Source organism: Neolewinella maritima, from assembly GCF_923081025.1.
In the GTDB taxonomy this organism is placed as follows: Bacteria; Bacteroidota; Bacteroidia; order Chitinophagales; family Saprospiraceae; genus Neolewinella; species Neolewinella maritima.
The window spans coordinates 700,731-719,260 of the sequence record NZ_CAKLPZ010000001.1 but is presented as its reverse complement, the minus strand read 5'-3'; the positions used below and the strand labels follow the sequence as shown (position 1 = coordinate 719,260).

Genomic DNA, 18,530 nt, shown 5'->3' with positions numbered 1-18,530 from the left:
TCTCTACCTATTATAGATAAAGTTCTCTCTAGCATTACACCACGTCGTTTTCAGCGTATTCCTTACGATTTATCAATACTACTTAACACACGATTCTAAGACACTATATGCACTAGGACGATAGTCCGCAACAACACAAGTCATACTCACATTATGGATCTACTCTACAAAGCAGCTGCCAGGCTGTTCCTGGCCTTCCTATTGCCCGTAGCAAGCATTTACGGACAGCAATTTAGCTACATAGAGAATTTTGCCGGTTATGGCACCGGCAATCTCCACGAGATCGCAGCCAGTACCTGGCTTAAGGAGAAGGATGGCGACGCGGTGATCCCGGTCGTAGCCGAGGGGCTTTCCCCGAATAGCACGCACTCTCTGGACTTCTCCCTCGGTAATCACGCCCACGACTTCCTACCCCTCACCAATTCACCCGCTACGCTCACGGCCGGGGTGCCTTTTTATTTCGGCACATACTTCAATGTGAATGCCCTGGGGGGTAACGATGGCGGCAGAATTCGTGTGGCTATCCGCATCGATGACGATGCGGCGGGCGACCAGTGGGTCCGCCAGCAACTCGCCAAGGACGGCAGTAACCTAATCGCGCGTATCGGTCTGGCCGGAGCAGCATCTAATGCCGGCGTAGCCGGAGTAGACGCTGGTAAGACGGTACAGTTCGTCGTCCGCGGGGTATACGACGGTACTGGCACCATCACCTACAGCTGGACCATCGACCCCGCCCTGGATGACGAACAAACGACCTGGATGGCCGCCGGCACCCACAGCGTACAGGGCACCCCTACCATAGGTCGACTCTTCATCAGCAGCGCCAACGGCGGCAACCACGACGGCAGCGTAGGCCCCATCCGCCTAAGCACCGACTACAGTGAGGTAGTAACCGAAGATGTCGCCCCACCGCCACCGCCCGTCGCCTTTCCGTACAAAATCAACTTCCAGGACCAAGGCACCACCCCACCCGATGGCTACCTCAAAGATTATGGTCTGCCCTACGGCCTCCAGGACGGTGGCATCACCTACGGATGGACTAGCCTTTCCGACGGCACACCCCTCGATCTCACCACCCCCAGCAACGGCAGCGGTCGCAACCGCGGCAGCTACCCCAGTCTGAGCCTGCTCCAGCAGACTCTCGTACACATGCAGGGCAACGACGTATCCAGCTGGACCGGCAACCGGGCCACCGAAGCCCAGTGGGAAGTGGCGGTACCGAATGGCTTTTACGATGTCAGTATCGGCGTAGGCGACTCCGAAAAGGACAACGACCCCTCATTAACCCCCAATCACTTTATCCAGGTGGAAGGCATCACAGCCATTCCGCTCTTTGATGTGAACCCGGACCTTCCCGCCGGCGATCCCGGGCGCTTCACCTCCGCCACGGTCACCGTAGAAGTACTGGACGGCGTACTCACCATCAACGCCGATGACCCCGGTGCCTTTAACACCAAGGTCAATTTCGCGACCATCACGCCTACCACGGCACCCAACGGTCCGCCCACGGTAGCCGCCCAGACCTTCTCCATCCCGGAAGGCGAGGCCACAGGTACTACGGTCGGCACCGTACAGGCCAGCGATCCGGATACCGATCCCCTCACCTACTCCATCACCGCCGGCAACGACCCGGCGGCCTTTGCTATTGATGCGGGTACCGGTGAGCTAACTACCACTGAGGTACTGGACTTCGACCAGACCCCCACCTACGCACTCACCGTAGAGGTGAGTGACGGAACGACCGCCAGCTCCGCTACCATCACGGTAGAAGTGACCGACGTAAACCAGGTCCCCCCCTGCTCGCCCCTCAGTCTGCTGCCCTGTGAAGAGCTGGCGGTGTCTCTCCCCTTCGCCCTGTCCTTCGACGGTACGGAAGGCGGCCTGGCCGATGCCAACGGACTGGAGACCGGCTTCACGCTTGCAGACAACCACAGTCAGGAGCGTCTACCCCAGGACGGTGAGCCCACCTACCCCGACGTAAACGGCTACGAACCCAGCAAGCTCAGTGTAGCCGACGGCAATCTGACCGTCACCGCCACCAAGGGCATCAATTACGTGGCACGTACCGGTACCGGCCGCACTAATACGCAGATCAATACCCTCAGCGTAGGACTGACGGACCTCAGCGCCCCCTTCAGCATAGAAACCAAGCTACTGGGACTCAATACCGGTGCCGGCTCCGCGCAGGCCGGTCTCTACTTCGGCATCGATGAGGACAATTTCATCAAGCTCAACGTCAACAACAATTCGCAGGTAGAACTGCGGCAGGAGCTGGACGGAGCGATCGACGAATCTTCCACCGGCAAGATCCAGTCGGACGCATTCACCGCCGGTCAGGACGTGACCCTGCGCATGCTCGTCGACCCCGTAGCCGGCACCATCCAGGCCTTCTATACGCTGGACGACGGAGCGGAGGTACTGCTCTCCAGCGGCGGTACCACGTCTCTGGCGTTGCCCCAACGCTACCTGGATGGCCGCAGCATCGATGCAGCACTTAGCCCCATCACGCTGGCGGGCGTCTATGCAACCTACCGGAACAACAGTACCAGCTTCGACGCTGAATTCGACTATTTTAGCGTAACGCCGGAGCAAACCAACGCGGCACCCAGCATCGCCGATCAAACCCTGACGGTAGCCGAGGGCGGGGCCGCCGGTGCGGTGGTCGGTACCGTGGTGGCCAGTGATGCGGACGCAGATGCACTAACTTACTCCATTACTGCCGGTAATGATCAGGTGGTATTCTCCCTCGACGCCAACAGCGGCGAACTCACTGCGACGCAGGAGCTCGACTTCGAGCTACGCCCTTCCTATGCCCTGACCGTGGAGGTCAGTGACGGGGCCCAGAGCAACTCCGCTACGGTGACCGTCGAGGTGACGAATGTAGACGAGGCCCCCGTGGCCAGCTTCACCGCTACCCCTACGAGTGGCACATCGCCCCTGAGTGTCAGCTTTGATGCTACGGCGTCCAACGATCCGGAGGCCACCGCGCTTACCTACGCATGGGACTTTGGGGACGGCACGACCGGCGACGGCGCCACACCAAGCCATGTCTACACGGGTACGGCCACCTTCACGGCTAGCCTTACGGTCACGGATGAAGGCGGACAGGCCAGTGCAGCCACTACCCAGGACATCACCGTTGCAGTAGGGAACACCGCACCCGCGCTCGCGGCCATCGGTGACCTGACGGCGACCGAAGATGAAACGACTATCTATACGCTGACGGCCACGGATGACGATGCCGCAGATGCACTGACTTTTACAGCCAGTGGTCTGCCCGATTTTGCCAGTCTGACCGACAACGGCGATCGTACGGCCACCCTTACGCTGAGCCCTACGGCCGGCGACGCGGGTAGCTTCCCTGGTGTAGCGTTCTCCGTATCGGACGGTACGCTGACGGACGAGGAGACGGTAACTATCGTCGTGGAAGCTGCCGCGGCACCTCCCTGTACGCCCCTCAGTCTGCTGCCCTGTGGGGAGCTTGCGGTGAGTGTCCCCTTCACCCTGGCCTTCGACGGCACGGAGGGTGGCCTGGCCGATGCGAATGGCCTGGAAACCGGCTTTACGCTAACGGATAATCACAGCGCGGAACGTCTGCCGCAGGACGGCGACCCCACCTACCCTGACGTCAACGGCTACGAGCCCAGTAAGCTCAGTGTAGCGAACGGTAACCTGACCGTCGCGGCTACCAAGGGGATCAACTACCTGGCGCGTACCGGTACCAGTCGTACCAATACGCAGATCAATACGCTCAGCGTAGGACTGACGGACCTCAGCGCGCCCTTCAGTATCGAAACCAAACTGCTGGGTCTCAATACCGGGACTGGCTCCGCTCAGGCGGGTCTCTACTTCGGTATCGATGAGGACAACTTCGTCAAGCTTAACGTCAACAACAACAATCAGATCGAGCTACGGCAGGAACTGGACGGTGAAACCGGTAACGACGCTCGTACGAAACTGCAGTCGACTGGCTTCACCGCCGGTCAGGACGTGACCCTGCGCCTGCTCATCGACCCTGCGGCCGGTACTATCCGAGCCTTTTACGTGCTGGACGGCGGGGCGGAGGTACTGCTCATGGAGAGTGATACCAGCTTCCTGCCGCTACCGCAGCGCTACCTGGATGGCCGCGGTATCGCTCCGACCCTGAGCCCGATCACGCTGGCGGGCGTCTATGCGACGCACCGTAATAATGGATCTAGCTTCGACGCTACGTTCGACTACTTCAGTATCACACCGAAGGCCAATACAGCCCCCGCCATCGCCGCGCAGACCTTTACGGTAGCCGAAGATGCCGAGGTGGGCGCTGAGCTTGGTACCGTCGTAGCCAGTGACGCGGACGGTGATGTGCTCAGCTATACCATCTCGTCCGGTAACGCAGCGGGCGACTTCGCGATCGACCCCCAGAGCGGTCTGATCACCGTATTCAACGAACTTGACTTCGACCAGACGGCGGAGTACGTACTAGATGTAGCAGTGAGCGACGGCGAGGCCAGCAGCACGGCTACGGTCACCATCAACGTCACGGACGTGGAGGAGCCCGTAGTGGGCTGCTCCCCACTGTCTACGCTGAATTGCGACCGCATCGGCGTGACCCTGCCGTTCTCGCTGACCTTTGACGGGCCGGCCGGCGGCATCGCGGGTACCGGCTTTACAATGGTCGATCCGCCGGCGGTCAATCAGTTTCCCGCAACCCCCTCTAACCCCGACGTACCCGGTCTGGAGGAGTCGCTACTGAATGTAAGTGGTGGCCAGCTGATCATCACCAGCACCAAGGGAATCAACTACGAAAAGCCCCCCGCCAGTTCGGACAATAACACCCAGGTCAATGCCCTCGGTGTAGGGATCGTGGTGCCACCGACCAATGTATTCAACCTGACGGTGGACCTCACGCAGCCCAACTTCGCGGCGAGTGCCGGAAACAACTCCCAGCAGGGCAGTCTGTACTTCGGTATCGATGGGGACAACTTCATCAAGGTGGACCTGGTCAAGACCTCCGATACCCAGCAGAAGGTACAGATCGTACTGGAGCACATTAGCGACGCCGACCCCACCAAAGTGGATATCGTGCAGCTGGACAGTCCGGCCTTCCCAGCGACGGCCGGTACTATCCGTCTGCGGATGGAGATCGATCCGGTCAACGGGCTGGCCCGCGGCTTCTATAGCATCGACGGCGGCACGGAAGTGCAGGTGATCGATACCGGCGTGGAATCGGTGACCGTACCCCAGTCATTTCTCAGCGGCGTAGACCACGACAACAATCAGGGCACCGCCGCACTGACCTACGCAGGCATCTACGCCACCCACCGGCGGGCTGCGGCGGACCAGTCGCTCGACTTCGCCTTCGACAACTTCAGCATCGAGCTGGACGAAGTGACGCCTACCCTGGCCTTCGCCCCCGAGCAACTCACCGTCTCGGCCCGCGAGGGCGTAGCGATCGCCGATCGGACCGTAGCGCTGAGTAGCAGCAATAACCAAAGTCCGGCCATCACGCTGAGTGACGACCCCGACGCCAGCCCGTGGCTCGTACTGCCCACTAACCCCCAGGTGGGTCAGCTGGTCTTCGGCTTCCAGGACGGACTGGCCGAGGGCACCTACACCACGACCGTCTTTGCTAGTGCGGATGGGTACAACACCGCTCAACTGGCCGTTTCGGTCACGATCACGGCGGACGCCCCCGTGATTACGCTCAGTCCGACCAAGCTGATCCTGGACGACGTAGCCGGAGGTGCGCCCGGGCGGGACACTACCGTACTGGTCGCCAATACCGGCAACGTAGCCCTGACCAATCCGACTGCCACGCTGAGCGGTCCCGACGCGGGATCCTTCGTAGTGGACGCCTCCCTGCTGCCCGCCAGCATTCCGGCTAATGGCTCTGCCTCGGTCATTGTGCGGTTCGACCCTAATCGGGAAGGTCCGCACGCGGCCAGTCTGACGGTACAGGGTGACAACGCCAGTGCCGCCACCGTAGCCCTACGGGGCCTCGGTAAGGATGGCAACGGAGGAAGTAGCGAACCCTCCCTACAGTACATCTTCGATACCTACGAGCTGGGTATCGACGTAGGGGACCAGAACGTAGCTACCAACAAAATCGACCCCGTAAGCGGAGCGGACTACGATGACCTGCTGGGCGACGAGATCAGTGCCCAGCGCTTCAAGCGGGCAACCGCCGGCCAGGTAGAGATCGAGGTACTCTCGGTCTACGGTCCCGAAGCGAGTAACCCTATCGTGGCCTTTGGCTGGTACGCCAGTGGAGACAAGGCCTCCGCTATGGATGTATTCACCGTACGCAATAACGTGAGCGGCAACGGCCAGACGCTGAACCCCCGCGTTACCGGTACGCTAAACTTCGATCCGGGCACGGCCACCTTCGGCTTCTTCAGCCGCTGGCCCTTCTTCAACGAGCGGGTGCTGTACAGCGAGGACGAGCTCAACGACTTCAGCGGAGCCATCCCCCACCACGTACGGGTGTATGCCCTGCCCGGTGAGACCAACGCCTACGTGCTGGCTACCGAAGAGCACGTCAGTGGCTTCGACTACCAGGATGTCGTGGTGATCGTACGCAATGTGGTGATCGCCCCCGACGAGCCCGTCGTGGCTGCCCTGCGGGTCAATTTCTCGGACGAGGCCACCACGCCCCCGACGGGCTACCTGCGCGACTTCGGACAGCCTTACGCTGACCGGGGCACCCAAAGCTATGGTTGGGTAACACCCGGCACCGCCACGCCGCTCAGCCTGGTCGGCAACGGCCGCAACCGCGCGCCCAACCCCGATGTGGACATACTGACGGAGACGATCATGCACATGCAGTACGGTGATACCGAGGGTACCCGCGGCCCCACCGACGAGGGCGCCTGGGAGATTGCCGTAGCCAACGGCACCTACCGGGTAAGCGTGCGGGCCGGTGATCCGGATCCGGACAATACGACCGGTACCCGTCATGTCGTGAACGCCGAAGGCGTGAACGTAATCGACGAGACCATCCCCCCGGGAGGCTCGACCGTCTACAGCGGTACGGCCGTAGTGACCGTCAGCGACGGACGGCTGACGCTGGACGCCACGGGCGGCTTCAATACCAAGATCGCCACGGTGACCATCACCCCCACCGATGCCGATCCGCAGGCCTTTTTCTCGGACGTCAACCCCGCTAACGGAGCGACCAACGTGGCCGTCAATGCCTTCCAGATCGCGGTATCCGTCAATACCCCCACCGACTACGAGCTCGACAAGACCACCCTGACCGACAACGTGAAGCTCTTCGAGCTCACCGCTCAGGGCCCCGTGGAGGTACCCGCCAACTTCAACGATACGGGCGGTGGAGACGCCGTTATTCTCACGCCTACGGTACCCCTCAAGAATTCCACCAGCTACCGCTTCCAGCTTGCCGACGTGATCGCCAACCGCATCGGTGACCTCAGCGACCGGATCACCTTCCAGACCTTCGTGTCCACCTTTACGACGGCCTCCGAAGACGACACCAACCCACCCGCCGACCTGACCGGCGTGAGCTTCACCCAGGTCAAGGGTGCCGCACTCGGGGAGGGCGTTGCCGACCTGTTCACCAGCCTGGTCGTCGGACCCGACGGAAAGCTCTATGCCTCTACCATCGGCGAGACCATCAAGCGGTGGACCATTGCCGACGACGGCACGCTGACGGACCTGGAAGAACTTAATATCAACCTCACTGGTGCCAACCACCCCGTAACCGGTACCCCGGCGGGAGACGATCGCCTCGTCATCGGACTCACCTTCGCCCCCGAAGCGACGGCCGATAACCTGATAGCCTACGTCACCCACAGCGCCCTGACCCTTACCAACGGGCCAGAGTGGGACGGCGTACTCGCCCGCCTGTCCGGCCCTAACCTGCAGACGGTACAGAACGTACTCATCCACCTGCCCCGCTCCAAGAAGGACCACCTGACCAACAGCGTCGTAGTGGGCACCGACAATGACCTGTACATCGTACAGGGCTCTAACTCCGCCGGTGGCGATCCGGACGCGGTCTGGGGGCTCCGGCCCGAGCGCCTGCTGGCCGCCGCCGTACTCCGTCTGGAGGTGGACAAGCTGCCTGCGCAGTTGCCCCTGAGCGTCTACACGACCGACAACATCTCGGTGATCAACAGTGCGCCAGCCACCGGTCTGACCATGTCGGACGGTTCGTACAATCCGTACTCGGCTGATTCCCCACTCACGCTATACGCTACCGGTATCCGCAATGCCTACGATATGGTGTTCCACAGCAACGGCTGGACGTACATCCCCACCAACGGCACGGCCGGCAACAACAGCAGCTCACCCGTCACGCCGGCATCGGCCGACTACGTGAACCAGGACCCCACGGGCAAGGGCGTCCGGCGTCCGAACGGCACCTTCTTCGTCGATCCGTCCATACCTAAGGTACAGGGCGGGGAGACCCAAAAGGACTGGCTCTTCAAGTCCAAGGGCGGCAGCTACCACGGCCACCCCAACCCTTACCGCGGAGAGTTCGTGCTCAACCACGGCGGCCGGCCCTACTCCGGTCTGCCCGGACAGGCCGAATCGTCCTACACCGACGTAAGGAAGTATCCCAGCACCCTGGGCCAGGATGCCAACTACCTGGAGGTCGCCTACGACTTCGGGAAGAACAAGTCACCCAACGGGGCCATCGAGTACCGCTCCAATGCCTTCGACGGCAAGCTGCAGGGTATGCTGATGGTCGTGCGCTTCAGCGGCCAGGACGACATCATCGTGATGCAGCCCGGTAACAACTCGGGAGATGTGGTGCAGGCCTACCAGGACGTACCCGGACTCCAGAACCTGGACGATCCGCTCGACGTCGTAGAGGACCCCCGCACGGGCAACCTTTACATGGCACAGTACGACCGCGCCGGCGGCACCAAGCAGCAGCTCATGCTCATGCGGGCCGATGAGCCGGCCAACCCGGTCGCCTCCATCACCGCCGATCCGAAGGAGCTGCTGTTCGAAGTCACCGTGAATACGCAGGGTGACCAGACGCAGACCAAGACGGTCACCATCACCAACGAGGGCAGTAGCACGCTAGACATCAGTGCCGTGACCCTGACTGGTCCGTTCGCGGGGCAGTATAGCTTCACCGGCCCCACTGCGACCAGCATTGCACCGGCGGCCGCGCAGGACTATACCGTCACCTTTGCGCCCGACCTGAACGACCAGAACCTGGGCTACCAGGAGGCGGCGCTCACCTTCACCAGCAACGGCAACGACGGCGCGCCCTTCACGGTCGGGCTGCACGGACTCAAGAAGCGCGGCTACTTCGGTGGCAGCGAACCGCCTCTACAGGACGTGGTCAACACCCTCGGTATCGGTATCGATGTGGGCTGGACCACGCTGACCAGCAGCACCGCCGCCACGCCCAAGGGCGAGGAGGTGAACGTGCCCCTCTTCGAGGCTGCCGGCCCCGGCAACGTGGGCATCCGGCCCGTGGCGCGCTACTCCCCGGCGGAGGAACTGCCCTTCGGCTGGTACACGAACATCGGCGGTCAGGTAAGTCTGAATCAGGTGGGCGTACAGTCCGCCGGCGACGATCAGGCACAGACGCTCTACCCCACCCTCGCTTCCGGCACCACTTCCTTCGACCCCCAGGGAGCCTTCTTCGGCATCTACGTATCGTCCAATACATTTGGGCGCACCAACTATACGGAGGACGATCTGAACTCGGGCGTAGCCCACCGCACGCGCATCTACCCGGTCCGCACCCGGCAGGGCGTACTGGTACCTAACAGCTACCTGGTCACCTACGAAGACGCTACGAACGGCGACTACCAGGACTACGTCTACGTGCTCACCAACGTGAAGCCTTACGAGGCGGGGGCGCAGGTGCTGAGTTTTAGTCCCGATGAACTGAGCTTCTCGGTAGAATCAGGTCAGACCTCCACGGTCAAGACCAGTGTGCTATCGACCAGCTCCGCGCTCGGCGCCGATCGGGTCACCCTGACGGCGGACGACCCCTGGGTCGTGCTGCCCTCTACCGTGTCGTTCGACACCCCGCTCGACTTCGCGGTCGACGCTACGGGGCTGGCCAACGGCACCCACGAGACCAATGTGACCGCTACGGCTCCGGGTTTTGCCCCGGCCAGCCTGGTGGTACAGGTGACGGTTGCCGATGAGGTGGTCTTTGCTACCCGCATCAACTTCCAGGACAATAGCTTCAGTCCACCGACCGACTACCTGGCCGATGTGGGCCTGGCGTACGGTAGTCGTGGCAACGAGCAGTCGTACGGCTGGATCAACCCCACGACCCGTGCGCCGCAGGACAATACGGCGCAGGCCCGGGGTGCTGCCCGTGGGATCACGGCCGGTAGCTCCGATGAAGACAAGTTGCTGCGCTCGCTCAACATGTTCGATAAGATCAACTCGACCGTGCCCGCGCACTGGGAGATCGCCGTACCGAACGGCACCTACCAAATCGAGCTGGCGGCCGGTGATCCGGACTTCTACGACAGCCGCCATACGATCCGGGCGGAGGGCGTGACCATTATCGATGGATTCGTACCTACTGCATCCGATTACTACCGCAGTGGATCAGCTACGGTGGAGGTGCTGGATGGCAAACTGACCCTGGACGACGTCGGGACCGCCGCCAACGGCAACTCGAAGATCCTGTTCGTCAATATCGCTCCGCTAAATACCGCCGACCCCGAGCCCAGCGTGACCATCGATGTGGCGGGTACGCAGGATGGCGACGGAAACTACCGCGGTACGGTCACCGTATCGCTCACGGCTACCGATGTGGCGCAGAGCGGAGGAATACAGACGCTGGAGTACAGTCTGGACGGTGCGGAGTACTTCGACTACACCGAGCCGCTGCAGCTCTCGCTGCCGCCCTTCTTTACGACCTTCGACTACACCGTGCGGGCTCGTGCTACGGACGGTAACGGAACGGAGGGTACGGAAACGGCATCCTTCACCCTGGTACAGTCCAGCGGTGCCATCGCGCGGATCGAGAACCTAACTAAGGTACCCGGTACGCAGCGCAGCTTCCCGGCGGACGACTATTTTACCTTCCACCGGAACAACAACCCGCTCAACAGTGCCGGGCAAACCATCAAGGTACACGACCGGAACGGCGTGCGCATCCATAACGACGGTACGGCCCCGCTGGTGATTAACGGACTTACCACCTCCGATGTAACTGACTTTACGGTATCCGGTCTGGAAATCCCCGCCGAGGGACTTACCGTGGCTCCCGGCGCGTCAGTAGACGCTACGCTGACCTTCGTCACCTCGGGTGGTGCTGGTAAGCGGCTGGTCACCGAGTCACTCGTACTGACGAGCAACGCCGACAACGCGGCCACCGCTACCCTACGCGGTGCCTACATGACCAAGTCGGAGGGCGGCAACGAAATCACTGCCCAGCAGATCTTCGAGGCCTACGGATTCGGCACTGAGATGGGCCGGCTGGCCAACGGTCAGATCCAGGTACGCCCGAGCTCTGACTACCCCGATCCGGCAGACGTGAGCAGTGGAGCGGAGGGCGATATGATCCTCTCCGATCTGTTCGTGCAGGCGGATGCCAGTCAGCCAGTGCGGATGCTGCAGCTTTCGGCCCTGCACGGGCCCGGTGGCGCACCCACCGAGCTGCGCAATACCAGCAACCAGGTGGTGAACAACATGAAGTACAACCACGGCGGCCTGTACCACCAGACGCTGCTGCCTAAGCTGACCAATACGTCTACGGAGATCGCCGGGGCCAGTGCCTCCCGGATCGAAGTACCCTTCGAGATCATGATCGCGGGCTACCGCTCATCGGGCTCGACGAACGGTAGTGGAGATAAGCTGCTGGGCCTGCGCGTATACCGCGCGATCGACGGTGACGGCAACGTTATCCCCAACGAGTATATCCTTAACCAGGACTACATCGGCGGGGGTTGTGGCGCCGGCTCGGCCAACTGCGATTGGAACGACAATACTTCGTACATCATCAACGCCCGACCCGTCGCGGTGCCATCGGCTACGGCCATCGAGGACCTGGCGGTGCAGTACGAGGAGACCGAAGCATACCGGATGGATGCATCCTTCGATCAGGGCTACCCCGGTAACCGGCTGCGCTACTCCGCTACGCTGGCAGACGGCTCCGCCCTCCCCAGTTGGATTGCGGTAGATGACGTGACGGCTACTCTGACCATCAATGCTCCCGTCAGCGCGGTAGGCAATCAGTACGCGATCCGGGTGACGGGTACGGACTACAACCTGCTCACCGCGTCGTCGACCTTCCAGCTTACCGTAGAGGGAGATATCAACTGTACGGTGGAAGCCAATGCAGACGGCGGCACGAAGCACCTGGACTGCAGTACCGGGAGCGTGACGCTGAGCGGACAGACCTCCACCGGCACCTACAGCTGGACCGGTCCGAACGGTTATACTTCCGCCGAGCAGAATCCGACCGTGACCGTAGCCGGAGTGTACACCCTGGCGGCGGCTACGGCTGAGTGCCCACTGACCAGCGAAGTGACGGTCACGGCGGCGGAAGCCACCCAGACGTACTACGCGGATGCTGACGGCGATACCTACGGGGACCCCGCTACGGCTACCCAGCTGTGTGCGCCGCAGGCCGGCTTCGTCACCAACGCAACGGACTGTGACGACACCGACGCGGCCCGTAATCCCGGCGCAGCGGAAATTTGCGACGGCGTGGACAACAACTGCGACGGACAGGTCGACGAGGGCCTCAACTGCTCCAACGATCCGGTGGCTATCCGCATTAATGCGGGCGGTCCGCAGGTGAATTACCAGGGAGAGACCTTTTCGGCAGACCAGCAGTTTGCGGGAGGTAAGGTGTACACCAACGGTGGCGCCAGCGTACCGGACATGTACAAGAGCGAGCGTAGCGCCGCGGCGCCCTTCACCTTCGGCTACAACGTACCCGTGCCGAACGGGGAGTACACGATCCGCCTGCACTTCGCCGAGATCTTCTTCGGCGCTTCGGCTAACGCGCCGGGGGCTGCCGGCCAGCGCGTCTTCGACGTAAGCCTGGAAGGACAGCTCGTACTGGATAACTTCGACATATTCGCGGAGGTAGGCAGTCAGACGCCCACCGTGCGCGAGTACCAGGTGACCATTACCGACAATGTTGTCAACGTATTCCTGGACGCCTCCGCAGCAGCCGGTGGTACGAACCAGCCGAAGATCTCGGGCCTTGAGATCATCTCCCGGGAGCTCATCAATGATGCGGACGGAGATGGGGTGGCCGATGACGAGGACAACTGTCCTACGATCTTCAATCCGGAGCAAAACCTGACGACCTTCTATGCGGATACGGACGGAGACCAACTCGGTGATCCGGACGACTCCATCGAGGCCTGTGAGGCTCCGGCCGGATACGTAGCCAACAGTGGAGACAACTGCCCCACGCAGGCCAATGCCGATCAGACCGATACGAACGGTGACGGTGAGGGCGATGCTTGTGATACCGATGATGATGGGGACGGCGTGCCCGACACCGAAGACTGTGCACCGCTCGACGACCAAATCGGGGCCGCACAGACCTACTACGCGGATACCGATGGCGACACCTACGGCGATCCCGCCACGGCTACCGAGCTGTGTGCTCCCCAGGCCGGCTTCGTCACCAATGCGGACGACTGCGACGATACCAATGCGGCCGTCAACCCCGCCGCCGAGGAAATCTGTGACGGTATCGACAACAACTGCGACGGACAGGTCGATGAAGGCCTGGACTGCGGCAGCGATCCACTCGCTATCCGCATCAATGCCGGTGGACCCGCAATGACCTACGAGGGTGACTTCTTCGCCGCCGACGCCTCCTTTGCGGGCGGTAAGGTATTCGCAAATGGTTCGGCTACCGTTCCCGGCCTCTACCAGACCGAACGCAGTGCCAGTGCACCCGTCACCTTCGGCTACAACGTGCCAGTGGAAGACGGTACCTACCGCATCCGTCTACACTTTGCTGAGATCTATTTCGGAGCCACTAATGGTGGTCCGGGAGGTGCAGGCAAGCGTATTTTCGACGTGAGCCTGGAAGGACAGCTCGTGTTGGACAACTACGACATCAACGCGGACGTGGGGTCCGAAACGCCTACCGTCAAAGAATTTGCGGTGACCGTGACCGACGGTGCGGTGAACCTATTCTTCGACGCGACCGCGGCGGTGGGTGGAGTGAACCAGCCCAAAGTCTCCGCCCTGGAGATTCTCTACGACGGTCCCGTGGTGGTCGATACGGATAAGGACGGTGTACCCGACAACGAGGACAACTGCCCGACGGTAGCCAACCCCGACCAGCTACTACCGACCTTCTACGCAGACCAGGACGGCGACGGACTGGGTGACACAAACACCACCATACAGGCCTGTGAAGCGCCGGACGGTTACGTAGCCACCCCAGGTGATAACTGCCCTACCGTGGCCAATCCCGGGCAGACCGACACCGATGAGGACGGGGAAGGAGACGCCTGCGACACGGACGACGATGGCGACGGTATACCCGACGTAAACGACTGCGCCCCGCTCGACGATCAGATCGGCGCCGCGCAGACCTACTACGCGGATACCGACGGCGATACCTACGGAGACATCAACGCCCCCACGCAACTCTGCGCTCCGGTGGCTGGCTTCGTCACCAATGCCGCAGACTGCAACGACACCAACGCCAGCGTATACCCCGGTGCGCCCGAAGTATGCGACGGCCTGGACAACAACTGCAACGGACAGACTGACGAAGGACTCAACTGTGGTAGCAACCCCACGGCAATCCGGATCAATGCCGGTGGACCCACGATGAGCTACCAGGGCAACACCTTCGCTGCCGATGCCTCCTTTGCCGGAGGTAAGGTGTATACGAACGGTAACGCGACCAAGGTGCCCCTACTCTACCGGAGTGAGCGCAGCGCAGCTAGTCCGGTAAGCTTCGGCTACAACGTGCCCGTAGGTGACGGTCGCTATACCGTGCGCCTGCACTTCGCCGAGATTTACTTCGGGGCAACCGGCGGTGGAGCCGGTGGCAGCGGCAAGCGTGTCTTCGACGTGAGTCTGGAGGGACAGCTCGTGCTGGACAACTTCGACATCAATGCCGCCGTAGGTCCAGAAACCGCAACAGTACGGGAGTACAACGTGAGTGTGACGGACGGGCAGATCAACCTGTTCTTTGACGCCTCCCCCGCCGTCGGTGGAGTGGATCAGCCTAAGCTATCCGCCCTAGAGATCATCTACCAGGGTCCGGTAAGTACCCCGCAGACCGCCTTCTGGCTCGAAGCGGAGTGCGCTACGGTAGGTAGCGGCTGGACGACGGTGACCAATGCGGGAGCCTCCAACGGCAGTTACGTCGTCTTCCCCCAGGGGAATTCGGGTAGTGCAGCGCCGGCCGATGTACCCGCTAACCGGGTACGCTTTACGGTAAGCAACGCCGAGGCCGGCGCGTACAATCTGTTCGCCCGCATTGGTGCCCCATCCGGCAACGATGACTCTTTCTGGGTACGCATCAACGGCGGCAGCTGGTACAAGTGGTTCAGCGGCATCACCCGCACCAGTGGTACCGGGCTGGCCTGGAACAAGTACCCTGGCAGCCAGCCTACCCTGACCGCGGGCAGCAACACCATCGACTTCGCCTACCGCGAAGACGGCACCCTGCTGGACAAGCTCTACCTCGCTAAGGGAGGTAACCTCCCCAGTGGCGCAGGCAGTGCGGCCGGCAACTGTACGGCTTCGCCGGCCAACCAGCCGCCCGTAGCGAAGGCCAGTGCCAGCCCGACCTCCGGTACCTCGCCGCTTAGCGTACAGCTCAACAGCGCCGGCTCTTCCGACCCCGATGGCACGATCGCCAGCTACGCCTGGACCTGGAACGGCGGCTCCGCTACCGGTCCTAGCCCGACGGCCACCTTTACGACCGGCACCTACCAGGTCACCCTGACGGTAACGGACAATCAGGGGGCCAAGGCGACCGACGCAGTCACCATCAATGTATCTGCCCCTCCGACCACCGGCACCTCCACCTTCTGGCTCGAAGCCGAGTGTGCTGCCGTAGGCAGCACGTGGACGGTAGGCAGCGCTCCCGGCGCATCCGGTGGTAAGTACGCGGTAGTGTTGAGCGGCAATGCGTACGACGCACCTCCGGCCGATGTACCCGCGAATCGTATCCGCTTCAGTCTAAGCAACGCCGAGGCCGGCAACTACGCCTTGTTTGCCCGGGTCAATGCCCCGTCCGGTAACGACGACTCCTTCTGGGTGCGCGTCAACGGCGGCAGCTGGTACAAGTGGAACGGCGAGTTCAAGCTGAATACCGGCTTTGCCTGGAATGCATACTCCGGTCCGCAGATTAGCCTCACAGCCGGTGCGAACACCGTAGACTTTGCCTTTCGGGAGGACGGTACGCAGCTGGATAAGCTCTACCTGAGCAAGTCCGCTACCGCGCCCACCGGTACGGGTAGTGCGGCAACCAACTGTACGGCCTCGCCGGCCAATCAGCCGCCCGTAGCGAAGGCCAGTGCTACCCCGACCTCCGGCACCTCACCGCTCAGCGTACAGCTCAGCAGCGCCGGCTCTTCCGACCCCGACGGTACGATCACCAGTTATGCCTGGACCTGGAACGGTGGCTCCGCTACCGGTCCTAGCCCGAAGGCCACCTTTACGACCGGCACCTACCAGGTCACCCTGACGGTGACGGACAACCAGGGGGCCAAGGCGACCGACTTGGTAAGTATCACCGCTACCGCACCACCCACGACCGGTACGACCAGTTTCTGGTTGGAGGCCGAATGTGCCGCCGTCGGTAGCACGTGGACCACTGGCAACAGCGCCGCCGCCTCTAACGGCAAGTTCGTGGTAGTATCGAGTGGCAATAGCACCGCCGCTCCACCCGCTGACGTACCGGCGAACCGCATCCGGTTCACCGTACAGGGTGCCAAAGCCGGTAGTTACCACTTGTTTGCGCGCATCGATGCACCGAGCAGTGGTGACGACTCCTACTGGGTACGCGTTAACGGCGGTAGCTGGTACAAATGGTGGACGGGCATTAGCCAAAACGCCGGCTTCCAGTGGAACAAGTACCCCGACGGCCTCCTGGCCCTCAGCGCAGGCAGCAACACCATCGACTTCGCCTACCGCGAGGACGGGACCAAGCTCGATAAGCTGCACCTGAACCTCACTGGCACCCAGCCCGGTGGCCTAGGCCAACAGGCGACCAACTGTGGTAGCCCAGCGCCGGATAGCGACGGAGACGGCGTGGCCGACAGTCAGGACAACTGCCCCACCGTACCCAATCCCGACCAGACCCTACCCCGCTGGTACGCTGACTTCGACGGCGATGGCTACGGCGATCCGAATGACTTCGAGGATGCCTGTACGCAACCGGCCAACTTCGTAGCTAACCAGCTCGACAACTGTCCGGGTACAAATACCGACAACCTGAACGACAGTGACGGCGACGGTATCGGGGATGCCTGTGACACGCCCGCTCCCGCTACCCAGAGCTACTGGCTGGAGGCCGAGTGTGCCACCGTAGGCAGTGGATGGGGTATCACGTCCAACCGCTTCGCGTCCCGCGAACTACAGGTCGTATTTGTCGGAGCGAAGCGCACTGCCGCACCGCCCGTCAACGAGCCGGCACAGGAAGTGCGTTTCACCGTCTCCCTAGCCCAAGCTGGTACCTACCATTTGTTCCTGCGGATGAACGCACCCGACCTGGGTCGTAACTCCTTCTGGGTACGGATCGACCAGGGTGCCTGGATCAAGATGTGGAAAGAGGTCGGCGGTGCGGACCTGCTCACTAATGGGCTGGAATGGCGCAAGGTCAACGACGATGCCGCTGACCGCAGCTTCCAGCTACCGGCCGGCACCCACACCATCACGGTGGCCAACCGCGAGCCAGGTACCGTACTCGACAAGGTGTACCTGAGTCCCACGGCTACGGCACCGAACGGAGCGGGCGAAACGGCGACCAACTGTGGCAGCACCACCAGCCGCGAGATGGGTGGACTAGGATTCGTGCAGCAAGCGCCCCCGGCGGCTACTCCCGAACTGAGCTTATTCCCCAATCCCGCACGGGAGAACCTCACGGTGGACCTCGTGAGTGACTATACCGGCCGCGTAGAGTTCATCGTCACGGATGCTACCGGGCGCCGCGTGAAGCAGCTGTCGGCAGATAAGAGCAGTGAGTCGCACCGCATGCAGATCGAGCTTGGCACGCTCACGAGCGGAGTATACCAGTTGCAGGTGATCGAAGGAGACCAGCAGTCGATGAAACAATTCGTCAAACTGAGGTAGCTACTCCCCGGACCTAGCTCCTCTTCCACGGGGTCGCGCAATGCTTGCGCGACCCCGTTTTTTATTTCAGTATTCCGATCCACCATACCATATACATTAGATACCGAACTATGTATCGTGACAGCAACTGGTCAGACTGACCCAGGCCTGTTTCTATTTGCTAAACAGCTATATGTAATGCCCAACCTATTTATTCGGGTGATACTACCTATAACAGCTGCGCCGCGCCGCTTTTTGTACTCGTAGCCTTGCAAAAACTTGAGAAATTTCTTGTTTTATTGACGCATTAAAACTAGATTACA

Annotated in this window: 1 protein-coding gene; it reads left to right on the top strand. The window is 61.7% G+C overall.

Annotation, left to right across the window (positions count from 1 at the left end; all coding sequences use genetic code 11):
- Positions 1 to 153 precede the first annotated feature (153 nt).
- On the top strand, positions 154 to 18,228 hold the full coding sequence (locus tag MJQ68_RS02980) for a malectin domain-containing carbohydrate-binding protein (protein WP_238749491.1): 18,075 nt from the start codon (positions 154 to 156) through the stop codon (positions 18,226 to 18,228).
- Positions 18,229 to 18,530 lie beyond the last annotated feature (302 nt).